General features: G+C 45.3%; 23 protein-coding genes and 1 pseudogene. 22 read left to right on the top strand and 2 right to left on the bottom strand.

From position 1 onward, the window contains the following. Window positions 1-230 precede the first annotated feature (230 nt). The 10 genes from BMZ28_RS01365 to BMZ28_RS01320 all read left to right on the top strand — a co-directional run bounded on the left by BMZ28_RS01365 (window position 231) and on the right by BMZ28_RS01320 (window position 10,909). On the top strand, window positions 231-674 hold the full coding sequence (locus BMZ28_RS01365) for an MrpH family fimbial adhesin (RefSeq protein WP_074820212.1): 444 nt from the start codon (window positions 231-233) through the stop codon (window positions 672-674). 370 nt (window positions 675-1,044) lie between these two features. Beyond that, the gene (locus tag BMZ28_RS01360; RefSeq protein WP_074820210.1) at window positions 1,045-1,266 is read left to right on the top strand and encodes a hypothetical protein; all 222 of its coding nucleotides are present in this window, start codon (window positions 1,045-1,047) and stop codon (window positions 1,264-1,266) included. A 1,091-nt stretch (window positions 1,267-2,357) separates the two neighbouring features. After that, window positions 2,358-2,864, top strand: a complete 507-nt coding sequence (locus BMZ28_RS01355; RefSeq protein WP_047780038.1) for a fimbrial protein — start codon at window positions 2,358-2,360, stop codon at window positions 2,862-2,864. A gap of 347 nt (window positions 2,865-3,211) precedes the next feature. After that, window positions 3,212-5,653 carry a fimbria/pilus outer membrane usher protein gene (locus tag BMZ28_RS01350; RefSeq protein WP_282569590.1) on the top strand — a complete coding sequence of 814 codons (2,442 nt, stop codon included), beginning with the start codon at window positions 3,212-3,214 and terminating at the stop codon, window positions 5,651-5,653. A gap of 24 nt (window positions 5,654-5,677) precedes the next feature. Continuing rightward, the gene (locus BMZ28_RS01345; protein WP_047780040.1) at window positions 5,678-6,394 is read left to right on the top strand and encodes a fimbrial biogenesis chaperone; all 717 of its coding nucleotides are present in this window, start codon (window positions 5,678-5,680) and stop codon (window positions 6,392-6,394) included. Window positions 6,395-6,410: 16 nt separating this feature from the next. Continuing rightward, on the top strand, window positions 6,411-6,941 hold the full coding sequence (locus BMZ28_RS01340) for a fimbrial protein (RefSeq protein ID WP_047780041.1): 531 nt from the start codon (window positions 6,411-6,413) through the stop codon (window positions 6,939-6,941). Window positions 6,942-6,950: 9 nt separating this feature from the next. Beyond that, the gene (locus BMZ28_RS01335; RefSeq protein ID WP_074820206.1) at window positions 6,951-7,448 is read left to right on the top strand and encodes a fimbrial protein; all 498 of its coding nucleotides are present in this window, start codon (window positions 6,951-6,953) and stop codon (window positions 7,446-7,448) included. 49 nt (window positions 7,449-7,497) lie between these two features. Further along, a complete protein-coding gene (locus tag BMZ28_RS01330) occupies window positions 7,498-8,487 on the top strand; it encodes an MrpH family fimbial adhesin (protein ID WP_047780042.1) in 990 nt (329 codons plus the stop codon). 110 nt (window positions 8,488-8,597) lie between these two features. Further along, a complete protein-coding gene (locus BMZ28_RS01325) occupies window positions 8,598-8,882 on the top strand; it encodes an IS1/IS1595 family N-terminal zinc-binding domain-containing protein (RefSeq protein WP_158487416.1) in 285 nt (94 codons plus the stop codon). Window positions 8,883-9,943: 1,061 nt separating this feature from the next. Then, complete coding sequence (locus BMZ28_RS01320) at window positions 9,944-10,909, top strand: MrpH family fimbial adhesin (RefSeq protein ID WP_126467035.1); 966 nt, start codon at window positions 9,944-9,946, stop codon at window positions 10,907-10,909. A gap of 284 nt (window positions 10,910-11,193) precedes the next feature. Here BMZ28_RS01320 and BMZ28_RS17415 read toward each other — a convergent pair whose 3' ends face one another. Further along, on the bottom strand, window positions 11,194-11,364 hold the full coding sequence (locus BMZ28_RS17415) for a hypothetical protein (RefSeq protein WP_169052202.1): 171 nt from the start codon (window positions 11,362-11,364) through the stop codon (window positions 11,194-11,196). A 1,547-nt stretch (window positions 11,365-12,911) separates the two neighbouring features. On the opposite strand from BMZ28_RS17415, the gene BMZ28_RS01315 reads away from it, so the two are divergent. From BMZ28_RS01315 to BMZ28_RS01260, 12 genes and pseudogenes are all read left to right on the top strand, one after another. Next, on the top strand, window positions 12,912-13,424 hold the full coding sequence (locus BMZ28_RS01315) for a fimbrial protein (RefSeq protein ID WP_074820202.1): 513 nt from the start codon (window positions 12,912-12,914) through the stop codon (window positions 13,422-13,424). A 286-nt stretch (window positions 13,425-13,710) separates the two neighbouring features. After that, the gene (locus tag BMZ28_RS01310; RefSeq protein WP_074820200.1) at window positions 13,711-16,218 is read left to right on the top strand and encodes a fimbria/pilus outer membrane usher protein; all 2,508 of its coding nucleotides are present in this window, start codon (window positions 13,711-13,713) and stop codon (window positions 16,216-16,218) included. A gap of 25 nt (window positions 16,219-16,243) precedes the next feature. Further along, window positions 16,244-16,966 (top strand): fimbrial biogenesis chaperone, encoded by a 723-nt coding sequence (locus BMZ28_RS01305; RefSeq protein ID WP_074820198.1) that lies wholly within the window; start codon window positions 16,244-16,246, stop codon window positions 16,964-16,966. A 17-nt stretch (window positions 16,967-16,983) separates the two neighbouring features. Continuing rightward, complete coding sequence (locus tag BMZ28_RS01300) at window positions 16,984-17,514, top strand: fimbrial protein (RefSeq protein WP_074820196.1); 531 nt, start codon at window positions 16,984-16,986, stop codon at window positions 17,512-17,514. A 9-nt stretch (window positions 17,515-17,523) separates the two neighbouring features. Beyond that, a complete protein-coding gene (locus BMZ28_RS01295) occupies window positions 17,524-18,030 on the top strand; it encodes a fimbrial protein (protein WP_074820194.1) in 507 nt (168 codons plus the stop codon). Between the two features lie 47 nt (window positions 18,031-18,077). Next, window positions 18,078-19,061: an MrpH family fimbial adhesin gene (locus BMZ28_RS01290; RefSeq protein WP_074820193.1), complete on the top strand. Its 984-nt coding sequence runs from the start codon at window positions 18,078-18,080 to the stop codon at window positions 19,059-19,061. A gap of 105 nt (window positions 19,062-19,166) precedes the next feature. Beyond that, window positions 19,167-19,451 (top strand): IS1/IS1595 family N-terminal zinc-binding domain-containing protein, encoded by a 285-nt coding sequence (locus BMZ28_RS01285; protein ID WP_136655858.1) that lies wholly within the window; start codon window positions 19,167-19,169, stop codon window positions 19,449-19,451. Window positions 19,452-20,616: 1,165 nt separating this feature from the next. Then, on the top strand, window positions 20,617-21,582 hold the full coding sequence (locus tag BMZ28_RS01280; RefSeq protein WP_136655859.1) for an MrpH family fimbial adhesin: 966 nt from the start codon (window positions 20,617-20,619) through the stop codon (window positions 21,580-21,582). Window positions 21,583-22,130: 548 nt separating this feature from the next. Continuing rightward, window positions 22,131-22,778 (top strand): molecular chaperone OsmY, encoded by a 648-nt coding sequence (gene osmY, locus BMZ28_RS01275; RefSeq protein ID WP_074820187.1) that lies wholly within the window; start codon window positions 22,131-22,133, stop codon window positions 22,776-22,778. Window positions 22,779-22,816: 38 nt separating this feature from the next. Further along, a complete protein-coding gene (locus tag BMZ28_RS01270) occupies window positions 22,817-23,005 on the top strand; it encodes a CsbD family protein (protein ID WP_047780051.1) in 189 nt (62 codons plus the stop codon). Between the two features lie 10 nt (window positions 23,006-23,015). Beyond that, window positions 23,016-23,933, top strand: a pseudogene (locus BMZ28_RS01265) (patatin-like phospholipase family protein); the annotation flags it as partial. Window positions 23,934-24,044: 111 nt separating this feature from the next. Next, window positions 24,045-24,821: a TatD family hydrolase gene (locus BMZ28_RS01260; RefSeq protein WP_074820186.1), complete on the top strand. Its 777-nt coding sequence runs from the start codon at window positions 24,045-24,047 to the stop codon at window positions 24,819-24,821. On the opposite strand, the gene BMZ28_RS01255 is transcribed toward BMZ28_RS01260, so the two are convergent. After that, window positions 24,822-25,523, bottom strand: coding sequence for a YtjB family periplasmic protein (locus BMZ28_RS01255; RefSeq protein ID WP_074820184.1), 702 nt, complete (start codon window positions 25,521-25,523; stop codon window positions 24,822-24,824). Window positions 25,524-25,643 lie beyond the last annotated feature (120 nt).

The following is a 25,643-nucleotide window of genomic DNA, read 5'->3' as shown; positions in this document are numbered from 1 at the left end:
TATCGGATTAATGAGAATTTATCCATGTCGGTGGTTCTGACGAATAGTAATTCACTGGGTAATTATGAAGAGAAATATTCAACAATTTGTTCCAGCAGTGTAGTACAGGAGCGTTATCGAGAAGCCAATTTACTGTGGTGGGCTTTTCCCGTTACCCTGTCTTTTTATCTCAAACATCGTCCTATTGATAATTTAATTACTTTTCCTTCCATGCCATTGGGGATATGTTTATGGTTTTGGCGCACCGAAATGGTGCCCGCCAGAAGGCTTATGCCATTCCGTATATGCTGATGGGGGGAACGATAGCGTTATCCACCTCGTGTACTGTGAATCCGACAGTCCTGACCTTAAATCATGGTACAGTGCCGGTTGGTTTATCATCCCATCGAACGACAGCGCCGATTACTTATACTTGCAATGCGCCGGTTAAGGCGACGTTTACGTTGAGCTATGAGGCTAACAGTAATGGTGCATTACCCTTGAAAGATGCAGCAGGAAAAACGGGGGCGGTGTCTAAGTTGACCATTACCGATCCGCAAACCGGTGCTTCCGGCCGAAGTATTCATGCAGAGATTCAGACATCAAAAACCCTTACGGGCAGCAGTGAACTTTCCCAGATTACCGGCAGCGGTGTCGTCACTGGCAGTGCTTGGCTAATTGCAACACACGATTAATAAGAGATGGAGCAATGCCGTTACCATATAGTCAGCGGTTTGCTGGAATACGGTGAATCGTTGCTGATAGTCTCCATTAAGCAACGTTTTTTCGCTGTTGTGATTGATTAGATATAAGTCTTATCGGTATAGCATTTAAGCTGTCTTAATCGCTTTCCGGCATTAATATGCATATGTTGCCTGTCTTGGCGTCATCCCTTCTTTGTTTGTCCCTGTTGACCTCTCTTCTGGCAAAACGTGGTTTCTCTTCCTCCACGTTTTGTCCCAGCTTCGTTTGAAAGCCCACTTTTCAGGTTAGGCCTTTCTTTTAATACCAATAAATTTAATAAGGTTATTTTTAATGTAAAGATTCTACAAAGGATCTTTATATATGGAAGCGCAGATTGAGTCAGTGTTGTTGCGAGCTAGAGGAAAAGGAGAAAACGATGTCATCGTCTCAAATTGTCATGGCAACTTCACGGGCGTTTCGAGCCGAATTATTCAAGTTGCTATCCAGACCGTAAAAACTTTTACGGTCTGCAATGAACCTGCTGACATTACCTGTAGCAGGGTATTAACCAGCAGTGCTGGGCTCATTGCAACACATGATTAGCCAAACGATAGTGACAAGTGGGTCGTGTTTTGTTGTTTTATTCGTGCGGTGAGTGAACTGACATTATTAGACATTTCCTCAGGGTCAGGATAGTTAGTTAACCTACATTATATTGTTAGTGAGACTCTCTGGTTAATAGATTGGAATAGGAAAAGGCGATGTCATGGATTGATATTATACCCATATTTATTCACGCTGAGTTTATCAGGGGCTTTAGCCTGTCTTTGTTAGTTATCATATGAAAATGCGTGGGCTGAAAGAATCAATCCCTGATTGTAAAGTTATATAAATTATTCGTTAATACAGGATTTCATGGTTTTTATAAAGTTTAATTTTTTATTTTATTTTCTATTTGTTTTTATTGTTTTTTGTTTATCAAGGGTTGATTTTTTTGTTTTTTTATTATTTTGAATGATTTTTTATCGATGTCTTTTGCTACTACCGTCTTATTTTTAATAATCGAATTTCTATTATCATATTGATAAATAATGATTATTTGTGTTTTGTTTCTTTTTGTTAAACTGAGATTAATGATTGTTATTTTTTTTAAAAAAATAAATTGATTGTATTCTTATGCTTGTTTTTTTATGGGATTTAATATTGTCATTGATTTTAAATATATTGCTTAATTAAGATTTTAAAATAATTTAGTATATTACTTTGCATTATTTGATTTTTTTCGATCTAAAACTCTGTGTTTCTGTTGTTTTTTGGTGTTTGTTGGTTTTAATGTCTTTTCAATGCACCATAAATAGATCTTTCGATCGTTAAAAATGTTAAAAGTGGTTTTTTATCCTTAGTTTTTATGTATAATGCCGAATATGGAGAAAACGGCAGGATACTATCCATTTTCTTTCCAAAAATGATATTCAAATACTGTCGTGATTTATTGAATCTTAATTTCGTCATTGGTTTATGACGAAATTAAGATCGAATTCTTGCCAACTTTTGATTTAAAAAAAGGGTGGTTGGAATAAGGTATTTAGTCTGCTTGGATTATTTTTTAACGTAAAGATTCTGCAAAGGATCTTTATATATGGAGGCGCAGATTGAACCTGTGCCGTTGTTAGCTAGAGGAAAAGGAAAAAACTATGAAACTGTCTCAAATTGCCATGGCAACTTTACTGGCGAGCGGTATCGCATTTGGCGCGCAGGCTGCTGGTAACAAGGGCACTGTAACGTTCTCCGGTGAGGTGGTGGATTCACCATGCGATCTGGCGTCGGGTCAGGACGGTACGGATATTAAAGTAACTTTTGATCAGCTGTCTGTGGTTGGTATCAACGCTGGCCGAGTGGCTGCCGAAAACTTTGAAATCAAGTTAAAAAACTGCCTGTTGAGTAAAAAAACGGCACAAATTACTTTCAATAGTACCGATCAGATCGCCGGTAAAGAGCTGCTGAAAACCAACGGTACTGCGAATGGTTTAGGTATTAACCTGAAGGGTATTAAATTTGGTACCGCGTTAGACCTGACTGGTCTGGCCGACGGCGACAACACCCTGACTTACACTGCAGGCGTTCAGAAAGCTGATGAAGCAACTGTGGTTACTCCTGGTACCTTTAGCGCCAGCGCCAACTTCGTGATTGCTTATAAATAAGCGATGTCTTTGACCGAGGGGAATATTCTCGGTCAGAAGTACGCGTTTGTATGGCAGGGCATCACATTGTCCTGCCATTTATCAGCGCCCTGAGTGAATACGTCTTACCGCAAAACTATAGCAAAAGATAGTTCATAGCTGTTACCGATGTCGGGACTGGCTTTTGCTATGACTTTTCGGTGATTTTGAATCTTCACAGAATAAAAAAGGAATGCGTTTGTAATCAAATTTATCGCGAGATGTAAAAGACGTGATGTACTGCTGGTGAAAAGGACTTTGAATAAAAGATGACAACTCAGCCCCGGTTTATAAAAAATCGTATTACGTTATCGATATTATTGATGCTAATGACAGGGAGTGCACAGGCTGTCAAATTTAATCTCGATATGCTCAATGCCGAAGATAAAGCGAATATTGATTTTTCAAATTTTTCCCAGACCGGCTACGTAATGCCCGGTGAGTACCAATTGCAGATCAAATTGAACGGAGAAAGTCTGGGTAATGAAATGACGATACCGTTCTATCCTTTCCCATCCACCTCTGATTCAGCTGCGGAAACGAATGAGCTTCCGCAGGCTTGTCTGGCGCCAGAGATGGCGGAAAAGCTGGGGCTGACCGAAGATGCTCTCAAGAAACTGACCACCTGGCATGATAAGCAATGTATAGATTTTAGCGCCCTGCCGGGGGTGATGCTGGTGCCTAATCTGGGTACTGGCGCGCTGGAAATCAATTTACCTCAGGCCTGGCTGGAGTACAGCGATGCGACCTGGCTGCCGCCTTCCCGCTGGGAGAACGGTATTGCTGGTGCATTGCTGGATTATAACCTGAATACCTCGATCAGGCGCAGCGAGGACGGTCAGCGACAGCGGGATATCAGCTTTAACGGCACCGCTGGTTTGAATGCCGGAGCCTGGCGGTTACGGGCCGACTATCAGGGGAATGATAGTCAGGCTTCCGGACGACAGAATACTTCTCAACGAAACTTTGACCTGACTCGAGCCTATCTGTATCGCCCTTTGCCCAGTCTGCAGTCCACGCTGACGTTGGGGGAAGACTATGTGAACTCCTCCTTGTTTGATTCCTGGCGTTATACCGGGATGAAACTGGCCAGCGATGAGCGAATGTTAGCTCCGCGTTTAAGGGATTATGCGCCGGAAATTATTGGCGTGGCCAATAGCAATGCTCGGGTGGTAGTGACCCAGCAGGGACGAAAAGTGTATGACAGTATCGTACCAGCAGGCCCGTTCCGTATTCAGAGTCTGGACAGCGCCATTCGCGGCACCTTAGACGTCAAGATTACTGAACAGAACGGTGAAGAGCGTACGTTTAGCGTGTCTACCGCATCGGTGCCTTACTTGACCCGACCGGGACAGGTGCGCTATCAGCTGATCGGCGGTAGGCCCAGTACCTGGGAGCATGATCTGCAAGGGCAGACGTTCGTCGCCGGTGAAATCAGTTGGGGGGTCAGCAATGCCTGGTCGGTATACGGTGGTGGCACCGTATCACAAGACTATCAGGCGGCGGCGCTGGGGATAGGACGCGATTTATTCCTGTTGGGTACCATGGCACTGGATGTCACCCAGACCTCTGCTCGGTTCCCCGATAAGTCAGATCAGAAAGGCAAATCCTGGCGGCTTAGTTACTCTAAGTTTTTTGACAAGTTGGATACCGATGTCACGTTTGCCGGTTATCGCTTCTCGGAGAAAGATTTCCTCAGTATGCAGGAATATTTGGATAAACGTTATCAGGGCGGCGATCGGGGTCAGCAGAAAGAGCGCTATCAGGTCAACGTGAATAAGCGTTTTGATGACTTCTCAGTAGGGTTGAACTATGAAAAACAGACTTACTGGGATCAGGGCGAGACCGAACAGTTTGGTGGCAGCATCGGTACCTATTTTAGCCTGCCGTCGCTAGATTTAAGAAACCTGTCGGTGAATGGCACGGTGACCCGCAGCCAGTATCAGGGGCGTCAGGACACTATGTTCAGTCTGATGGTGTCAGTGCCGCTGGGCAGTGGAACGGTGAGCTATAACGGCAGTCGTTATAGCGGGCGCTATAGCCAGCAGGTGGGGTATTACAACACAGTGGGTCAAGACAGCTACAGCCTGAATGCCGGTATTGACAGCGGTGGGGAAGGGTCGAGTAATGGTCAATTTAACGGCATGTACACCCATAACGGTGACTTGTCCCGAGTCAGCGCTAATGTGGCGGTGGCCGGGCAGGGCAGTTCATCCGTGGGACTGAGTGCCAGCGGTGGCTTGACCGTGACCGGACAAGGGGCGGCGCTGCATCCAGCGGGATATAACGGTGGCACCCGACTGATGTTGAGTACCGACGGGGTTGCGGGCGTGCCGTTAGATGGTCGGGGCGTTAAGAGCAACGCCTGGGGGATCGGGGTGTTGGGGGATGTGAACAGTTATTACCGCACCACCGCCAGAATCGATCTGAATACTTTACCGGATGATATTGAAGCGATGCAGGGAGTGGTGGAAACCTCGCTGACGGAAGGGGCGATTGGCTATCGTAAGTTTTCAGTATTGCAAGGGGCCAAGGTGTTTGCGGTACTGAGGTTGGCGGACAGCAGCTACCCGCCGTTTGGTGCCAGCGTCAGAGATCACCGGGGACGTGAAGTCGGTCTGGTGGGAGAGCAGGGACTGGCATGGCTTAGCGGTATTTCACCAGAAAGTATGCTGAAGGTGGAGTGGGCTGGAAAAGTCCAGTGTCAGGTTAGCTTGCCGGCGGAGATAGGGGAATCGAATCTGTTATTACCTTGCCAGACGGCCAATTAATTTAATGATAAGTGAGTGAAAATAATGAATAAATCTATTAAGGCCGGTGGGTTATGGCTGTCAATAATGTTGTTGTCAGCGCCGCTGATTGGACACGCGGCGGTAACGCTGGATCGTACTCGGGTGGTATTTGATGGGGGGAGTAAGTCCGTCAGCCTGAATATCAGCAATGAGAATCAGCAACAACCCTATCTGGCGCAGGCCTGGCTGGAAGATGAGCAGCAGAATAAATTGCTCAGCGGTCCATTAGTGATCACGCCGCCGGTACAACGGTTGGAGCCGGGGGCGAAAAGTATGATCCGCATTACCGCCGCGTCTGGTCAACTGCCACAGGATAAAGAGTCACTATTCTATCTTAACCTGCGGGAAATTCCGCCGGTCAGCGACAAGCCGAATGTGCTGCAGATAGCCCTGCAAACCAAAATCAAGCTGTTTTACCGGCCGAAGGCGCTGAAGCGTGATCCCGACTCGGTGTGGCAGGATCAACTGGTATTGCATGCTGAAGGTGGCGGTTATCGGATAGAAAATCCAACACCGTATTACATCACGGTGATCGGGCTGGCTGGCAGTGAAAAACAGTCACTGGAAGGGGATTTTGAGACGGTGATGCTGGCGCCAAACAGCAGTGCTCGGGTGAAAAGCGCAGCGTATGGCAAGCCCTATTTAACTTATATCAATGATTACGGTGGTCGTCCTACGCTGACGTTTCGTTGCAGCGGCAGTCGGTGCGTGGCGCGCTAAACAGAGTGAGGGGCTTATGAACAGAGGATGGATAGGGGGAAGTGTCTGTCTGCTATTAGCGCTGCTCTCTCTTGAGAGCAGGGCGGCCAAGCATCTGGATGTGACGTTTAAAGGGGTGCTGATTATGGAAAGCTGCAAGCTTGAGCATGAGGGCAGCATTCAGGAAGTCCCTTTACCCAATAGTAGGTTACATTTTTTTGAGAACAACAAGCGTACAGAAAGCACGCACTTTTACTTTGGTGTGAAAGGGTGTACGCCGACCATGATAGGAAAGATGGTGAAGCTGACCTTTACCAGTACGAAGACCAAACTGGTGGATGGGGTGAGGATGTTAGCTACCAGCGGCAAGACTGGTCTGGTGATGGGGCTGGAAGATCGTTTCGATCAAGCAATAACGCTGGGTCAAGCGGTGAGGGCGGGAACCATCAGTCAGGTCGGTCCTACCGGCCTTAACCGATACCGGTTTGGTGTTTATGCGCTGGCACCGGGGGCGGTGAAGGCGGGTTCCTATAGTGCAACGGTCACGGTTGAGATGGATTACCAGTAGGAGAAGACGATGCGAAATGGATGGCGATATGTGTTAGGGCTGTTAAGCCTGATACTAACGAGTGGCACGGTACAGGCGGATGTGCCCGTTACGGTTAGAGCGGTGATAGTGGAGCCGGCGTGTCAGGTCACTGGTATGAACGGTCAATCGGAGTTGGAGGCGTCGTTTGGTGATGTGCTGGTGGAGAAAGCAAATACCGCCAAAGCATCAGCGGTTATCAGGGTTTTCTGTACTGCAGGGGCTCCGGTGGGTAAGAGCTTAAAAATGTATCTGACGCCTACCGCCCATGGAGTGATACGCAGTATGGGACAGAATGTGTTAGGCACCTCGATGATCGGTGTGGGTATTGCGTTAACTGACAATCAAACACCGTTAAATGTTGGCCAATGGCTGCCGATACAGACCGGGCTGTTTGTGCTTACTGGTCAGTTGGTTATTCAGGATGGGATTCAGTTAGAGGGCGGGGAATTTAGCGCCAGCGTGTCGTTGTTTGCCACCTATATGTAGCGATATGCGCTAAAAGGATCCTTGATAAAGGGATGTGGAGAATAAGCAGATGAGCAGAACAGACAAAATTAAATACTGCACCGTGTGGGGGCTGGGGTTATTGATCGGCTTGCTGGCTATCAGGTCGGCGGTGGCTGATTATGTGCCTCCTTATAATGTTAGACCATATTATGGGATTGAGGGATCTCCCGCTATTTCCAATGTGCGCATTAGCGGTCAGGCGACGGCGGATAAGGATCTTATAGCGACTTTTACTATCCTTGCGAGTACGGTAAGTGGTTTGGTAAATTGTGGCCCCCGCAATCAGCCGCCTGGCGCAGCATATCACTATACAATGATTGATTTGCCGCGAGAAAGTAATGGGCGTTTTCGTATCAATGAAAATTTATCCATGTCCGCGTCGTCGAAATTTGGTGCAGTGAATACATGGACAGATACAATATCTTCAACGGTTTGTTCTAATCAGAATTCAAAGGCAAATGAACCCGCTGAGAAATTGACGAATGCTTATCCTATTAAGCTGTTCTTTTATGTTAAACATCGCCCGATTGATAATTTGGTTACCTTTCCTTCCATGCCATTGGGCGGTTATATTCGCGCTTTTGGTGCACAAATAGGCGAGACTGGTAAGGTATATGCCATTCCCATTGTGCTAACGGGGGGAACCATATCGCTAGATACTGCCTGTACTGTCAGTCCCCAATCCCTGACGATCGATCATGGAGGGGTGCCTCGAGGTCTGACCTCTCATCGTATGTCTGCCCCTATTACTTATACCTGCGATACGCCAGTTAAGGCGACGTTTACGCTGAGCTATGAGGCTGACGGGAATGGTGCACTGCCGTTGAAAGACTCCTCAGGAAGGGTTGGTGCGGTGTCTAAGCTGACCATTACCGATCCGCAAACCGGAGCTTCAGCCCGAAGTATTCATGCGGAGATTCAGACATCAAAAACCTTTACGGTCAGCAGTGAACTTTCCCAGATTACCGGCAGCGGTTTAGTCAGCGGCAATGCCTGGCTAATCGCGACACATGATTAATTTAATTAAACGATAGCGCCGTACGGGCGCCAACTAGTGACAGGCGTGATGACGTAAGGCGATGAGATGTTATCAGGTTAAAACTTATTTTTTATTGGATGATGGTTAAAATGTTAAAGTTAAGAAGAAATATTATTTGTCAGTATTGCGCTTCAGGCGAATCAGTTAGAAAGCATGGTAAGTCAAAATCAGGCATGCAGCGGTTTTGGTGTTCATCCTGTAGCAAGACCTTTCAGAATGATTATATTTATACTAGTTGGGAGCATCAGGTTAAAACCATGATGGTGGATTTTTTAAGTCAGGGACTGTCGACCGATGAAATCAGTAAAAAATCCGGTTGGCCGATACGGCGGGTAAATAAAATTATTTTAAGTCTTGAGTTAGATAAAGGTTAATCGGCATATTTTTTCCTATTGCTAATAATGATCTGATAGTAGGGTCAGATATGATAACTAAAGCATATATTATGCCAATTAGGGTCAATCTGAATTTAACTCAGTAATTTTATCGGGATATTACCTATCGTAATGCTCAGCAATATTAATTTTTTTATTTCTCCTATAATTAAGATAGCTCAGTGATGTATGGCTGGGCTATCTTAATTAATTCTTTTCATTAATCCTTCTCATTAATTCCCTTCGGTGGCTTTCTTTTTGATACCGATGTTTATTTATCGTCATTTGGATTTTTACTAAAATTTATATAAGTTTAATAAAGGTTTTGTGGTTATGAAAATGTTTACATTATTTTCATAATACTGCTTTGTTATGGGCTAATTAAAACTATATTTTTGTATATTCTGAGGTTTTTTTCACGGTTCTATATATTATCTAGATTAGTGATTTAATTTCATCTCATTGATTTTTATGTTTTTTATTTTTTGTGATTTATAATGGAATTATATATTTAAATAGTTTGATTAATTAATATTTTTGAATGAATTGATACATTAAGTTGGTTTTTCTTATTTATTTCGATCTAATATTCTGTTTTTTTATTTCATGTTGGTTTTTTTGGCTTTTGCTGTCATTTTTTCGTCATTTTCCAGACTATTAGATCGACAAGCTAAATAAAAATGGTTTTTTGTCCTATCATTTTATGTATAATGCTAATTGTAAATAAACGGCAGGATACTCTCTGCTTCTTTTCGAAATAAATGATATTCAAATACTCTTTGGTTTGTGCTTGATTGGTTTTTTATTACAGGGATAATACTGATTTCATTTCTTTTATTTATTGATGAAGGGTTGTTTGAATAAGGTATTTAAACTGACATTGCCATTTTTAATGCAAAGGTTTTAGGGTGCGTCTTTATATCGATGCGTAGATTTATCCTGATTTATCAGGATAACGAATGCCAATGTCTGGAGCACGGTGATTTGGCAGAAATGGAAAGTGTATGGCAGTGATATATGCAGAAAGGATCCTTGATAACAGGGAGATGGAGAATAAACAGATGAATGGAACAAACAGCATAAAATACTGTATCGTGTGGGGGCTCGGGCTATTGATCGGCTTGATGGGAAGCAGGCCAGCAGCGGCTGCCTATAATGTTCTCGCGGGTACGGCGAAGTCTGTGGTGACCATCAGTGGTAACGCGAAGGTGGATACCGGACTGATAACGACGTTTGTTATTAATAGTAATACGGTAAGTGGTGATGTAAAGTGCGGTGCCCAAAATCTGCCCCCTAACACAGTAAATCACTATACGCATATTGATTTGCCAATGGATTATAACCTCAATCGTTTTCGGATTAATGAAAATTTATCCATGTCTGCCACGACGACGAGTAAGAATAGTCCAGTGAATGCTTGGTCATACGAGTCGTCAGTGGTTTGTTCTAATAGGGGGGGAACGGATAAACCACCTGCCAGTGATATGATGAATGCTTATCCGATTACCCTGAGTTTTTATGTTAAACATCGCCCGATTGATAACTTGATTACCTTTCCTGCTATGCCATTGGGTGGCTATATTCGCGCTTTTGGTGCAAAAATCGGAGTCACTGGGAAGGCCTATGCTATTCCTATATTACTGGCGGGGGGGACCATATCGTTACCGACTAGCTGTCGTGCCTTTCCTAACTCTCTAACTATCGATCATGGTACGGTGCCCCGAGGTCTGTCCGCTCATCGTATGTCTACCCCTATTACGTATGCCTGCGATACGCCAGTCAAGGCGAGGTTTACGCTGAGTTATGAGGCTGACCGAAATGGTGCTCTGCCATTGAAAGACACATCAGGAACAGTTGGCGCGGTGTCTAAGCTAACCATTACCGATCCGGATACTCTAGCTTCAGGCAGAAGTATTCATGCGGAAATTCAGAGATTCAAAACCTTTACGGTCAGCAGCGAACTTTCCCAGATTACTGGCAATGGTGCTATAAGCGGTAGCGCTTGGCTAATCGCAACACACGATTAATTTAGCTATTCCTATTGATCTACCGTCAGGCAAAACGTGGTTTCTCTTTTTCCACGTTTTGCCCCAGTCTCGTTTGAAAGTCCCTTATCAGGTTAGGTTCTTCTTTTAATACCCGTACATTGAATTGGTTAAATATAACGTTAAGTCGTTTGTGCTCCCGTTAACGTTCCTATCGCTCGTTGGATTGAATGCCATGATGGGAAAAGAAAGACGTGATTAAGCACAAGCGTATGTATTGTCGGCGCAGGTAACCGATGTTTGGATATGTGGGTTACACATGATTATTAATCCAGTGGCCTGGGTAAGCCAATTTTGGCGATGCGCTGGCGAGTAAAATAGATATCTCTTTCATATTCATCTGCTTCATCCATAGTTTCTTTTACCACGACCGAATATCCCCAGAATACATCGCCAAGCGGGCATTTCTGGCGATAAAGACAGAAGTATCCATTCATTTGAACCTTCTTCAGCCCCTGCCTTTTATCATATTCTATTGTGGCTGATGTTTCACAACGGGTTTGATCACGCGTTGTGAGACCGCTTAGCCGTTATAAATTCGTCTCCAGCCATCAACGTTACCTGATATTGCCGTATTCCACGGCATATTACTCAGCTGAGTACAGAATAGTGAGATGCCGATAATGGAATAATAAAAGTTAAAAGCACTGGTGATGACGAGTTAAACAGCATTACCGATTTACCCCTGAATAGCTGTTATCTCAGCCTCCAGCCTATACGGCAAGCACCCATTGGGGCGGTATTGGATGGTGGTGATCATCTATGTTGCGCCACTATGGTTACCCTTTCAATTTAACTTTCTCTTTTTATTCAATTGGTTGAGTTAATTTTCGTATCGGTAAGGTGAGTTAACCGACATCGTGAATACCTTAATCCGTTACCAAAACCGTTATATGAGCTACTCATTCTTGAGGCGATTTGCTGAATCGATAGAAAGAGGCTATGCCATAGACGGATGTTATATCCATCGTTATTTACACTGATTTTACCGGGCTCTTTTAGCCTGTTTTTATTGGTTTTTATATGAAAATGCGTGGGTTTAGGCGGGTTTTTTTGGGGGATAAACAGTATATGTTATTTTTTTGATACCACTTTATATTGGTTATATAAAAGTTGTTTTTTATCTCTTTTTGAAATTTTTTTTGGGTTTTTTTTGATTTTTATAATCGTGATTATATGTGTTTTTTTACTTATGTTTTTATGAAAAAGGGTGGTTTTTAATGGTTTTTATTTTCGTTTTTGTTTTTTTATTTTCCTTTTTGATTTGTTGTTTTTTATTACATAAGGGTTGTTTTTTTACTGAGTTAATGTTGTTAACAGTTTTAGTTTAACAAGATTTATCTTTTTCATTTTATTTTACATATTTATTACATTTTTATTTTATTGATATTTAATGATTATTTTGTTTTTCTGCTTTAGGTTAAATTTATTTTAATAATTATTTATTTTTTTTAAAAAATAAATTAATTATGTTTTTTTATTTGTTTTAATGTGGTTTTAATCTTTTAAATAAATAAATTAATTAATTTTATTTAAAATATTTAGTATATTAAGTTGGTGTTTTCAATTTATTTCGATCTAAAACTCTGCTATCTCATTGATTTTTGGTTTTTAATAGTTTTATGGCCTCTTAAATTTAGCTCAAATAGATCATTCGATCGTTAAAATGGCTATTGATGGTTTTTTATTCTTATGTTTTATGTATAATGCCGAACATGGAGAAAACGGCAGGATACTATTCATTTTCTTTCCAAAAATGATGTTCAAATACTGTCTTGATTTATGGAGGTTTAATTTCGTCTTGGTTTTTATGACGAGATTGAGACCAAATTCATTCCTCACCCTGATTTAAAAAGGGTGGTTTGAATAAGGCGTTTGGCCTGATTAAGTTATTTTTTAACGTAAAGGTTCTGAAAAGGATCTTTATATATGGAGGCGCAGATTGAACCTGTGCCGTTGTTAGCTAGAGGAAAAGGAAAAAACTATGAAACTGTCTCAAATTGCCATGGCAACTTTACTGGCGAGCGGTATTGCATTCGGCGCTCAGGCTGCCGGTAACAAGGGCACTGTAACGTTCACCGGTGAAGTGGTGGATTCACCATGCGATCTGGCGGCGGGTCAGGACGGTACGGACATTAAAGTAGACTTTGGTCAGCTGTCTCTGGCAGGACTAAACGGTGGCCGAGTGGCAACCAAAAACTTTGATATCAAGTTAAAAAACTGTGTCATGGATGGTAAGAAAGCAGCTATTACTTTCACCAGTACTGACCAGATGGCCGGTAAAAACATGCTGACAACCGTCGGTACTGCGAATGGTGTAGGTATCACCCTGAAGGGGATTACCTTTGGTACGGCGTTAGACCTGAATGGCCTGATTGATGATGAGAACACCCTGACCTACACGGCGAACGTTCTGAAAGCCAATGAAGGAGAACAATCAGCGGTTACTCCGGGTACCTTTAAAGCCAGCACCACCTTCGTGATTGCCTATAAATAAGCGACGCCTTTAACCGAGGAAAATATTCTCGGTCAGAAGAACTCGTCTGTATGGCAGGGCATCACACTGTCCTGCCATTTTATCAGCACCACGTGTAAACGCTTCTTGCAGCAGAACTATAGCAAAAGATTGTCCCGTCCTGTTAGCGGTGCCGGGGTAGGTTTTTGCTATGACTCTTCAGTGATTTTGAGTCTTCACAGAATAAAAGGAACACGTAGGTAATCGGATTTATCGCGAGATGTAAAAAACGTGATGTACTGCTGGTGAAAAGGACTTTGAATAAAAGATGACAACTCAGCCTCGGTTTATAAAAAATCGTATTACGTTATCGATATTGTTGATGTTAATGACTGGGAGTGCACAGGCCGTCCAATTTAATATCGATATGCTCGATGCCGAAGATAAAGCGAATATTGATTTTTCGAATTTTTCTCAGACCGGCTATGTGATGCCCGGTGAGTACCAATTACAGGTTAAATTGAACGGAGAAAGTCTGGGTAATGAAATGACGATACCGTTCTATCCTTTGCCGTCTGCTACGGATCCCGCAGCGGAAAAGGGTGAACTTCCGCAGGCCTGTCTGGCACCGGAGATGGCAGAAAAGCTGGGCTTAACCGAAGAGGCCCTGAAGAAACTGACCACCTGGCATGATAATCAATGTATCGATTTTAGTGCCCTGCCGGGGGTGACGCTGATGCCTAATCTGGGTACCGGCGCGCTGGAAATCAATTTACCTCAGGCCTGGCTGGAGTACAGCGATGATACCTGGCTACCGCCTTCCCGTTGGGATCACGGTATTGCTGGCGCACTGCTGGATTATAACGTGAATACTTCGTTTAGCCGTTATAAGGACGGCCAGCGCCAGCGGGATATCAGCTTTAACGGCACCGCCGGGCTGAATGCCGGTGCCTGGCGTTTACGGGCCGACTATCAGGGTAGCGACAGTCAGGTCTCCGGGCAACGGAAGTATTCTCAACGAAATTTTGACCTGACCCGGGCTTATTTGTATCGCCCTTTGCCCAGTTTGCAGTCCACGCTAACGTTGGGGGAAGACTATGTGAACTCCTCTTTGTTTGATTCCTGGCGTTATACCGGCCTGAAACTGGCCAGCGATGATCAGATGTTAGCACCCCGTTTAAGGGATTATGCGCCGGAAATTATCGGCGTGGCCAATACCAATGCCCGGGTGACGGTCACCCAACAGGGGCGAAAAGTGTATGACAGTGTTGTGCCAGCGGGTCCGTTTCGTATTCAGAGTCTGGACAGCGCCATTCGTGGCACCTTAGACGTCACCATTACCGAACAAAATGGCGAAGAGCGCACATTTAGCGTATCCACGGCATCGGTGCCCTACCTAACCCGACCGGGACAGGTACGTTATCAGTTCATTACCGGGCGGCCCAGTACCTGGGAGCACGATCTGCAAGGGCAGACGTTCGTCTCCGGTGAAATCAGTTGGGGGGTCAGTAATGCCTGGTCAGTCTACGGGGGGGGCACCGTCTCGCAAGACTATCAGGCAGCGGCGTTGGGGGTGGGGCGCGATCTGTTCCTGCTGGGCACCATGGCACTGGACGTCACTCAGACCTCCGCGCGATTCCCGGATAAAGCGGATCAGAAAGGCAAATCCTGGCGGCTCAGTTACTCCAAGTTTTTTGACCAGATGGATGCGGACGTGACGTTTGCAGGTTATCGCTTCTCGGAGAAAAACTTCCTCAGTATGCAGGAATATTTGGATAAACGTTATCGGGGCGGCGACCGGGGTCAGCAGAAAGAGCGCTATCAGGTAAACGTTAATAAGCGTTTTGATGATTTTTCACTGGGGCTGAACTATGAGCGTCAGACCTACTGGGATCAGGGTGATACCGAACAGTTTGGTGGCAGCGTGGGTACCTATTTTAACCTGCCGTCGCTGGATTTAAGAAACCTGTCGGTGAATGGCACGGTGACCCGTAGCCAATATCAGGGACGTCAGGAAAATATGTTCAGTGTGATGGTGTCGGTGCCGCTGGGCAGTGGCACGATGAGCTATAACGGCAGTCGTCGCAGCGGACGCTATAGCCAGCAGGTGGGGTATTACGACACGGTAGGGCAGGACAGTTACAGCCTGAATGCCGGTATTGATAGCGGTGGGGACGAGGGAAGCAATGGTCAATTTAATGGCATGTACACCCATAACGGTGACTGGTCCCGCGTCAGCGGCAATGTGGCTGTTGAAGAGCGGGGCAGTTCTTCCGTGGGGCTGAGCGCCAGCGGTGGTTTTACCGTCACCGGACAAGGGGCGGCACTGCATCCTGCGGGATATAACGGTAGCACCCGTCTGATGCTGAGTACCGACGGGGTCGCTGGCGTACCGTTAGACGGTCGCGGTGTTAAGAGTAACGCTTGGGGGATCGGGGTGCTGGGGGATGTGAACAGTTATTACCGCACCACCGCCAGAATTGATTTGGATACCTTACCGGACGATGTTGAAGCGACTCAAGGGGTAGTAGAAGCTGCGCTGACGGAAGGGGCGATTGGCTATCGTAAGTTTTCGGTATTGCAGGGCGCCAAAGTGTTTGCGGTCTTAAGACTGGCGGACAGCAGCTACCCGCCGTTTGGTGCCAGCGTCAGAGACAGCCGAGGGCGTGAAGTGGGTCTGGTCGGAGAACAAGGACTGGCTTGGCTTAGCGGTATTTCACCAGAAAGTACGCTGAAGGTGGAATGGGCTGGAAAAGTCCAGTGTCAGGTTAGCCTGCCGGCGGAGATAGGTGAATCGAATCTGTTATTACCTTGCCAGACGACTGTGTCCAATTAAATGAATGATAAGTGAGTCAATCAATATGAAAAACAAACAAATTACCGCCCGCATTATTGGGATTTTTATCACCTTGCTGTTGTTACCTTTATCCGGTCAAGCAGCGGTGACGCTGGATCGTACCCGAGTGGTGTTTGATGGCGGCGGCAAGTCCGTCAGCCTGAATATCAACAATGATAATCAGCAACAGCCCTATCTGGCGCAGGCCTGGCTGGAAGATGAGCAGCAGAATAAGTTGATGACCGGTCCACTGGTGATCACGCCGCCGGTACAGCGGTTGGAGCCGGGGGCGAAAAGTATGATCCGCATTACTGCGGCGGCGTCCAGTCAACTGCCACAGGATAAAGAGTCACTGTTTTATTTGAACCTGCGGGAAATTCCACCGGTGAGTGACAAGCCGAATGTGTTACAGATTGCCCTGCAAACCAAAATCAAACTGTTTTATCGGCCGAAGGCGCTGAAGCGTGCTCCCGATTCTGTGTGGCAGGATCAGTTGGTGTTACATGCTGAAGGTGGTGGCTATCGGATAGAGAACCCCACTCCGTATTACATCACGGTGATTGGTTTGGGCGGCAGTGAAAAACAGTCACTGGAAGGGGATTTTGAGACGGTGATGCTGTCGCCAAACAGCAGTGCTCGGGTGAAAAGCGCGGCGTATGGCAAGCCTTACTTAACCTATATCAATGATTACGGTGGCCGTCCTACGCTGGCGTTTCGCTGTAGCGGCAGTCGGTGCGTGGCACGTTAAACGAGGTGGAAGAGACGATGAACAGAGGATGGATAGGGGGAAGTGTCTGTCTGCTATTAGCGTTGTTATCTCTTGAGAGCAGGGCGGCTAATCATCTGGATGTGACGTTTAACGGGACGTTGCTGTTGGAAAGCTGTGAACTTGAGCAGGAAGGCGGCCATCAGGAAGTGATTTTACCCACTAAGACGTTACATTTCTTCGATCGTAATAAGCGTACGGAAACCGCGCCCTTTTTCTTTGGTTTGAAAGGGTGTACGCCGACCATGCTGGGGAAAACGGTAAAACTGACCTTTAGCAGTACGCAGACCCAACTGGTTAACGGGGTAGCCATGTTAGCTACCAGCGGCAATACCGGTCTGGTGATCGGCCTGGAAGACGGTGCCGGTCAGGCCATTGTTCTGGGGCGAGAGATGAGCGCCGGAACCCTCACTCAAATCGGCACCGGAGGGGTTAACCGCTATCAGTTTGGTGCGTATGCGCTGGCGCCGGGGGCGGTGAAAGCAGACCGCTATAGCGCGACGGTCACGGTCGAAGTTGACTATCAGTAGGAGAAGACGATGCGAAATGGATGGCGATATGGCTTAGGTCTGTTAAGCCTGATGTTGGCGAGTGCGGCTGTACAGGCGGACGTGCCAGTGACGGTCAGCGCAGTGATAGTCGCACCGGTGTGTCAAGTCACCGGTGTAAACGGTCAGTCGCAGTTGGAAATGCGGTTTGATGATGTGCTGGTACAGCATGCCGGTACGGCGAAAGCCGAGCGGTCGGTCGGGATCAAGGTTAACTGTACTGCCGGAGCACCGGCGGGTAAGAGCTTAAAAATGTATCTGACGCCCACGGCCTATGGGGTGATGAGAAATATGGGGTCAAATGTGTTGAGCACTTCGATGACTGAGGTGGGCATCGCGTTAACCTACAACAAAAACCCATTAAATATTGGCCAGTGGCTACCGATACAGGCCGGTTTTTTTACGCTGACCGGGCAAGTGGTTATTCCGGATGGTATCACAGTGGTGGAGGGCGGGGAGTTTAGCGCCGGTGCGTCGTTGTTTGCCAGTTATATGTAGTGAGATGCGCTAAATATATCCTTGATTAGATGGGGAAGAATAAACAGATGAGCGAAACAGGCAAAATAAAATTTTTCACCGTGTGGGGTCTCGGGTTATTGATCGGCTTGCTGGCTATCAGGTCGGTGGTGGCTGCTAATGAGCCTCCTTATAATGTAATACCATATAAATATAATCGAGCTATTTCCAAAGTGATCATTAGCGCTGATACGAAAGAGGATACCGGGCTGATAACGACATTCATTGTCAGGGCGGGTACGGTAAGTGGCCAGGTAGATTGTGGCCCCAGAAACCTGCCGCCTGGCGCAGCATATCACTTTACTATGATTGATTTGCCGCGAGAGAGCAACGGACGTTTTCGGATTAACGACAACTTATCCATGTCAGCGTCGGCAAAGGATGGTACAGCAGTGAATACATGGTCAGATGATATATATTCAGCGGTTTGTTCTAATAAGGGTTTATATCAATATGAATCTGCTCAGGCTTTGGCGAATGCATATCCTATTACTCTGTATTTTTATGTCAAACATCGGCCGATTGATAATTTAATTACTTTTCCTTCTATGCCATTGGGCGGCTATATTCGCGCTTTTGGGGCACAAATTGGCTCGCGTGAGAAGGTTTATGCCATTCCCATTGTGCTAACTGGGGGAACCATATCGCTAGATACTGCTTGTACTGTTAGTCCCCAATCCCTGACGATCAATCATGGAACGGTGCCTCGAGGTCTGGTCTCTCATCGTATGGCAGCCCCGATTACTTATGCCTGCAAGACGCCTGTTAAGGCGACGTTTACGCTGAGCTATGAGGCTGATAGAAATGGTGCGCTGCCGTTGAAAGACTCCTTAGGAGGAGTCGGTGCGGTGTCTAAGCTGACCATTACCGATCCGCAAACCGGAGCTTCAGGCAGAAGTATTCATGCGGAGATTCAGACAGCAAAAACCTTTACGGTCAGCAGTGAACTTTCCCAGATTACCGGCAGCGGTTTAGTCAGCGGCAGCGCCTGGCTAATCGCGACGCATGATTAATTAAACGAGAGCGCTGTGCGGGCGCTAGCTAGCGACCTGCGTAATGAAGTAAGACGATGGGATGTTATCAGGTTAAAACTTATTTTTTATTGGGTGATGGCTAACATGTTAAATTTAAGAAGAAATATTATTTGTCAATATTGCGGTTCAGGAACCGCGGTGCGGAAGCACGGTAAGTCAAAATCAGGTATGCAGCGTTTTTGGTGTTCGTCCTGTAGCAAGACCTTTCAGAATGATTATATTTACACTAGTTGGGAGCATCAGGTTAAAACCATGATGGCTGGTTTTTTAAGTCAGGGACTGTCGACCGATGAAATCAGTAAAAAATCCGGTTGGCCGATACGCCGAGTGAATAAAATTATTTTAAGTCTTGAGTTAGATAAAGGTTAATTGGCATATTGTGTTCTATTGCTAATAACGATCTGATGGTAGGGGCGGTATGATAACCAAAACTATGTCATGCCAACGAGATCAATCTCAATTTAACTCAGTAATTTTATCGGGATATTACGTATCGTAACGTTCAATAATATTAATTTTTTACTTTGCCTGAAATTAAGATAGCCCAGTGATGTTTCACTGGGCTATTTTTCATTAATCTCTCGATGATTTTCTTCATAATGCCGATATCTGCTGGGTGCTATTTGGGGTTTTTTTAATGAGTCTTGTATGAGAATGTGTTGGTTTAATGAAATTATTTGTAGAGATAGGTATATTCTTATTACTTCGTTATTACACTGAATACTTATTTTTTCATATGGTTGGTATTTTTTGATATTTATTTTTATATCGAATTGTTTTATGTTATAAATCTTGTTGAAATTTATTTATCTAATTGATATTTAATGCATTTTTATTTTTTTGAGTGATTTCATTAATTAATATTTTTGAGTCCATTGGTATATTTTGTTGTTTTATTCATTCATTTATATCTAATATTCTATTTTTTGGTTTAATTATCATTTAAATTATTTTTATTGGTTCATTTGATCGTGTAGTTGTTTTTTATTGATTTTTTATTCTGGCTATTTATGTATAATGATAAATGTAGATAAAATAGCGGGTTGTTATCTGATTTCTTTCGATTGAATGATATTTAAATACTGTGTAGATTTGTATTTTATTATTTTTTTTCTGGTTTAATACCGGTTTAATTTGTCATTTTTATTGGTTAAAGGGTTGTTTTTTGATTTATTTGAAGTGGTTTTGTCGTTTTTTAACGTAAAGATCTTAGGAGGTATCTTTATATATGGAGGCGCAGATTTAACCTGAACTGTTTGTATTACTTCTTGCTGAGTCAGCAGTCAATGCTGACTCGGGGGACAATGATATTAATCCCTTTCTGTTTGATTTTTGGCGTGACATCGGGCTGAGGCTGACCAGCGATGTCTGATTGTTACCACTCTAGCGAAGGGGGGATGAACCGGAAATTATCAGGGGAGAATACCAATGTTGAGTCACAGAGGTCCCAGCATTGGCGGAAAGCGTATGACAGTGATATGTCAATAAATGTGCTGAAAGACTTTTGGATAATAGGGATATGGGGCATAAACAGATGAATAGAACAAACAACATAAAATACTGCGCTGCATGGGGGCTGGGGTTATTGATCGGCTTGCTGGCTATCAGGCCAGCGGTGGCTGCTTATAATGTTACGGTAGATTCTAAATACCCAGCGAAGTCTGAGGTAACCATTAGCGGTAAGACTGATAAGGATAGCGGCCTGATAACGACATTCACTGTCAGTGCTAGTACGGTAAGCGGTATGGTCAATTGTGGCCCCCAAAATCTGCCGCCTGGTGCAGTAGGGCATTTTGTGCAGATTGATTTACCGCGAGGTTCTGATGGGCGTTTTCGGATTAACGACAACTTATCCATGGCTGCATCGGCGGCTAACGGTGCCATTCACACATGGTCACATAAAGAGTCAGATGTTTGTTCTAATCGGGGGGTAGCGGCAAATCCACCGGCCCAGCATTTGGCGAATGCCTTTCCGATTACCCTGTTCTTTTATGTCAAACATCGGCCGATTGATAATTTAATTACTTTTCCCTCTATGCCATTGGGCGGCTATATTCGCAGTTTTGGTGGAGACATCGGGGAGACAGGGAAGACTTATGCTATTCCGATAGTGTTGAAGGGGGGAAACATAGAGTTATCCACCACCTGTACTGTCAGTCCCATAGCCCTGACGATTAATCATGGAGTGGTGTCTCGAGGTCTGGCCTATCATCGCATGTCTGCCCCTATTACTTATGACTGCTTGACGCCAGTCAAGGCGACATTCACGCTGAGCTATGAGGCCGATGGGAATGGGGCTCTGCCATTGAAAGACACATCAGGAAAAGTCGGCGCGGTGTCTAAGCTAACCATTACCGATCCGCAAACCGGAGCCTCAGCCAGAAGTATTCATGCGGAGATTCAGACATCGAAAACCTTTACGGTCAGCAGCGAACTTTCCCAGATTACTGGCAATGGTGCTATAAGCGGTAGCGCTTGGCTAATCGCAACACACGATTAATTTAGCTATTCCTATTGATCTACCGTCAGGCAAAACGTGGTTTCTCTTTTTCCACGTTTTGCCCCAGTCTCGTTTGAAAACCTGACCCTCCGGTCACATATCTTTTTTATACGCTTGAGTTTCCTTTGCTAAATATAAACATGCTTACAAAGTTTTTGTGCGCTAGACGGCAGTTTACTTTGGCTGTTTTATAGTTAAGCCAAGCGTGAATCGTTTTTTTTGTTATTTTTCCCGATGTTTTTTCTGCCGTGTTGCCAATAGATGACATTAAGTATTCAACTAACTCAATAAGTTATTGCGCGACGTTATTAGATTGTTACTGATATATGAGGTTTTGTCGTCTTAAGGCGACGTTTTAGGTCAATACTGCATAGGGTTTGGGCGTAACTTATTGGTTTTCATATTAATGAAAATATTGGTCTGGCAATTGCATGATTGAAGTTTAATCGCTGATTCTATCGGTATTTCACCCGCTAAGTTGCGGAGCGATCGCGGTTTGCAGGCAATAATTCTGCTTAATCCTTAACAATGATTCAAGGTGGTTATGAATGAAAAATATATCCTTCACACGTTGTTGTATTGCCGCCATTTTTTCCACCGCGGTGATGGGTAGCAGCGCATTTGCTCAAGAGACCATCGCCACTAAAGCTGAGAATGTTGCAGAAAAAGTCGGTACATCTATTGATAAATCCGTTGATAAAGTCGGTGAGTCAATCGATCACTCGATGAAAAAGATCGATGGTTTCATGGATGACAGCACCATCACCGCTAAAGTAAAAAGTGCCTTATTGGATCAGAAAAGTATTCAGAGTACCGATATTTCTGTGAAAACAACGGCGGGTGCCGTGACCCTCAGTGGTTTTGTCAGTAGCGATGCGCAATCAACTCAGGCAGGCGAGATTGCCAAGCAGGTTGCGGGAGTAAAATCGGTGAGTAATAAACTTCAGGTACAAACCGACAAACGTCACTCGGTTGAAAACTATGTAAATGATTCGGTGATTACCAGTGAAATTAAGACTAAATTTTTAGCCGATAAAATAGTCCCTGCGCGAAAAATTAAAGTGGACACCAGTCAAGGCGTGGTTCTGTTAACGGGAACCGTAGATAAAGTGACCCAGATAGCACAAGCGGAAAGCATTGCCCAGCAGGTTAAGGGGGTGAAAAGTGTGAAAAACGATCTGGTCATCAAACAATAACCGGTAAGATAAACGGGTCTGACTCGGAGGCTGTGACTATGAATAGTGATATTATTCTAGGCAGGTTAAAACAGTGGAAGGGTTCTGTCAGATTGTGGTGGGCAGAACTGGCTGGTATCGAAGATGAGTTCTTTGCTGGGAACAGCGATTGGCTGTCGGGAATCTTACAAGAAGATTACGGAAAAGAGCAGGAAAGAGTATCCTCTGAATCCAGAGTTCATCATTAAGGATAAAAAATTGGGTAATAGAATACCTGTCACGTTGGGATGTCTGGAACCGTTAACCAACCGGCCAGAGCCACCGGGCAAAATTGCGCTGGTGTGCGAGGGCGGTGGTCAGCGAGGGATTTTTACCGCGGGGGTTTTAGATGAATTTCAGCGGGTAGGATTTGACCCATTTGATATCATGCTTGGCACCTCTGCCGGTGCCCAGAACTTATCCGCTTATGTTTGTGGTCAACTGGGCTATGCGCGCCGCATTATTGTGCGTTATAGCACTTCGCCTCAGTTCTTTAATCCCTTGCGCTTTGCCAAAGGCGGCCATCTGATTGATATTGATTGGTTGGTTGATACCGCTTCCGACCAGATGCCGCTGGATATGGACTATGCTATTCAGAAAATGGCAGGTGAGCGAGAGTTTTATATGTGCGCTTGCCGTAGCGATGATTTTACGCCGACCTATTTTCCTGCCCGAAAAGAGAACTGGCTACAGGCGCTTAAGGCATCCAGCGCGATTCCTGGGTTTTACCGCACCGGCGTTGATATCGATGGCGTAACCTATATGGATGGCGGCATCAGCGATGCGATTCCCGTTGAGGAAGCCTACCGGCGCGGGGCTGATACCATTGTGGTGATCCGAACCGTTCCGTCTCAGTTTTACTATACCCCGGCATGGGTGAAACGGATGGAGCGCTGGTTTTCGGAAAGCTCGACCCCGCAGATGCTGCGTATTCTGCAACAACATGAAGCGACCTATACGCGTACTCAGCAGTTTATTGAGAATCCTCCGGATGGCGTGCAGATTTTGGAAATTTTCCCACCCAATCCCCTGACCAGTAACGCGCTGGGTAGTCGTGTTGCGGCGCTAAATAAGGATTATCATTTAGGTAAACGCTGTGGGCGTTACTTTATGGCAACTATTGGTCGTTCTCTACTGCATCATAATGAACGGCAACAGCGAAATAAGGTTAACGTTCAGTCTAAGGTTTTTCAGCCTGATATGATTGAGCAGCCGTAACCTTGATTATCCTTGCATAGCGGAGGTGGTGTGAAGCCGGTGTTTATCGATACCCATTGCCATTTTGATTTCCCTCCTTTTGTTGAGCATGAGGAAGAGAGCCTGAGTCTGGCGGCGCAATCTGCGGTTGATCGTATTATTGTGCCGGCGGTCACGTGTGACAGGTTTGAGGGGATTGTGCAACTGACGCAGCGCTTCCCGATGATTTATGGCGCGCTCGGACTGCATCCACTTTATATTGCTTCTCATCAGGATGAAGGGCTGGATAGGCTACAACAGTTGTTAAGCCAAAATAACGGCAAGCTGGTGGCGGTAGGGGAAGTGGGTCTGGATGAATATATGGACACACCGCAATCCGACCGGCAGGTTTGGCTGCTGTTGGAGCAGCTTAAACTGGCTAACCGATTTGAATTACCGGTGATTCTTCATTCCCGCCAAACCCATGATAAGTTAGCCAAAATTTTGCGCCAGACCAAACAAGTGCGTACCGGGGTGGTTCATGGCTTTTCCGGTAGCTTGGCGCAGGCGATGGCTTTTGTGCGCTTGGGTTATGCGATTGGTGTGGGTGGAGTGATTACCTATGAGCGAGCACAGAAAACGCGACAGGTTATGGCGGCGCTACCTTTGGAGGCGTTGGTGTTAGAAACTGACGCGCCGGATATGCCGTTGGCAGGATTTCAAGGGCAACCTAATCGACCGGAACGATTGACGCTGATTTTTGAACAGCTCTGCCGCTTGAGATCTGAACCAGCGGAACAGATTGCCCGACAGCTTTATGCCAACAGTGTGGCGCTGTTCTCGCTGTAGTTATCGATAAGGCTTCTTTTTGTGCGGGCGTTTCTTTTTCTGTACTGCTTTTGTTGATTCAACAGAGTCTGCCGTCGCATGTTTGCTATCACTTGCGGTTAATGGATAAGGAGACTTTTTCCCGTCAGTGTTTTGCCGAGTCAGCAGCGTTCGGGCCAGAATAATGCCGATCACCATTGCCAGCAGTAACATCAGCCGCAACATATTGGTGGTATTATCCACTTGCTCAGTTTCAGTAGCCAGTACATGTGTGTCGAGCGTGAGGCGAATAAACCCAAGCGGCCCATCTTTCCCCGCTATCATTTCCACGACTTGCTGATTGAAATCGCTTCCCGGTCGTTGACCGTCGATCGCCAGCCGATCTCTAACGCTGGTTTTATCACCAACCTGAGCGACCAGTGAGCCATCTACGCGATAAACCGAGGCATCAAGTATCCGGCTATGTTGCGTCAGATGTTGTAGAATGGCTTCAATTTGTTGGTCATCAGTACCATTAATCGCGCTTTCCAGCAACGGAGATAAAGTAAACGTCACCTGCTTGGCCAAGGTGCGAGCCAAATCCTGCGATTGTTTTGCTTGTACTGCCTGATTGTTTAAGCTGAAATAAGAGACACCCTGCATCAGAGCGACTAATAAAGCCAGACAAAACAGGATGATAACAATCCGGTGCAGATTAAATTTGAATTTAAGCCGTTTGGTCATGCAACTACCTTATGTGCTGAAGATGTTTTATGTTGCCAGAACTCTATCCATTAGGATAGCTTGAAACGCTGTTTTGCCATTGAATCTCTTTTTTGGCCGATAAGCCTCGTATTTAAGGAG

The organism is Pragia fontium DSM 5563 = ATCC 49100 (genome assembly GCF_900112475.1).
Classification (GTDB): Bacteria; Pseudomonadota; Gammaproteobacteria; order Enterobacterales; family Enterobacteriaceae; genus Pragia; species Pragia fontium.
The sequence above is the reverse complement of the archived record's forward strand: the minus strand, read 5'-3'. Positions and strand labels throughout refer to the sequence as shown.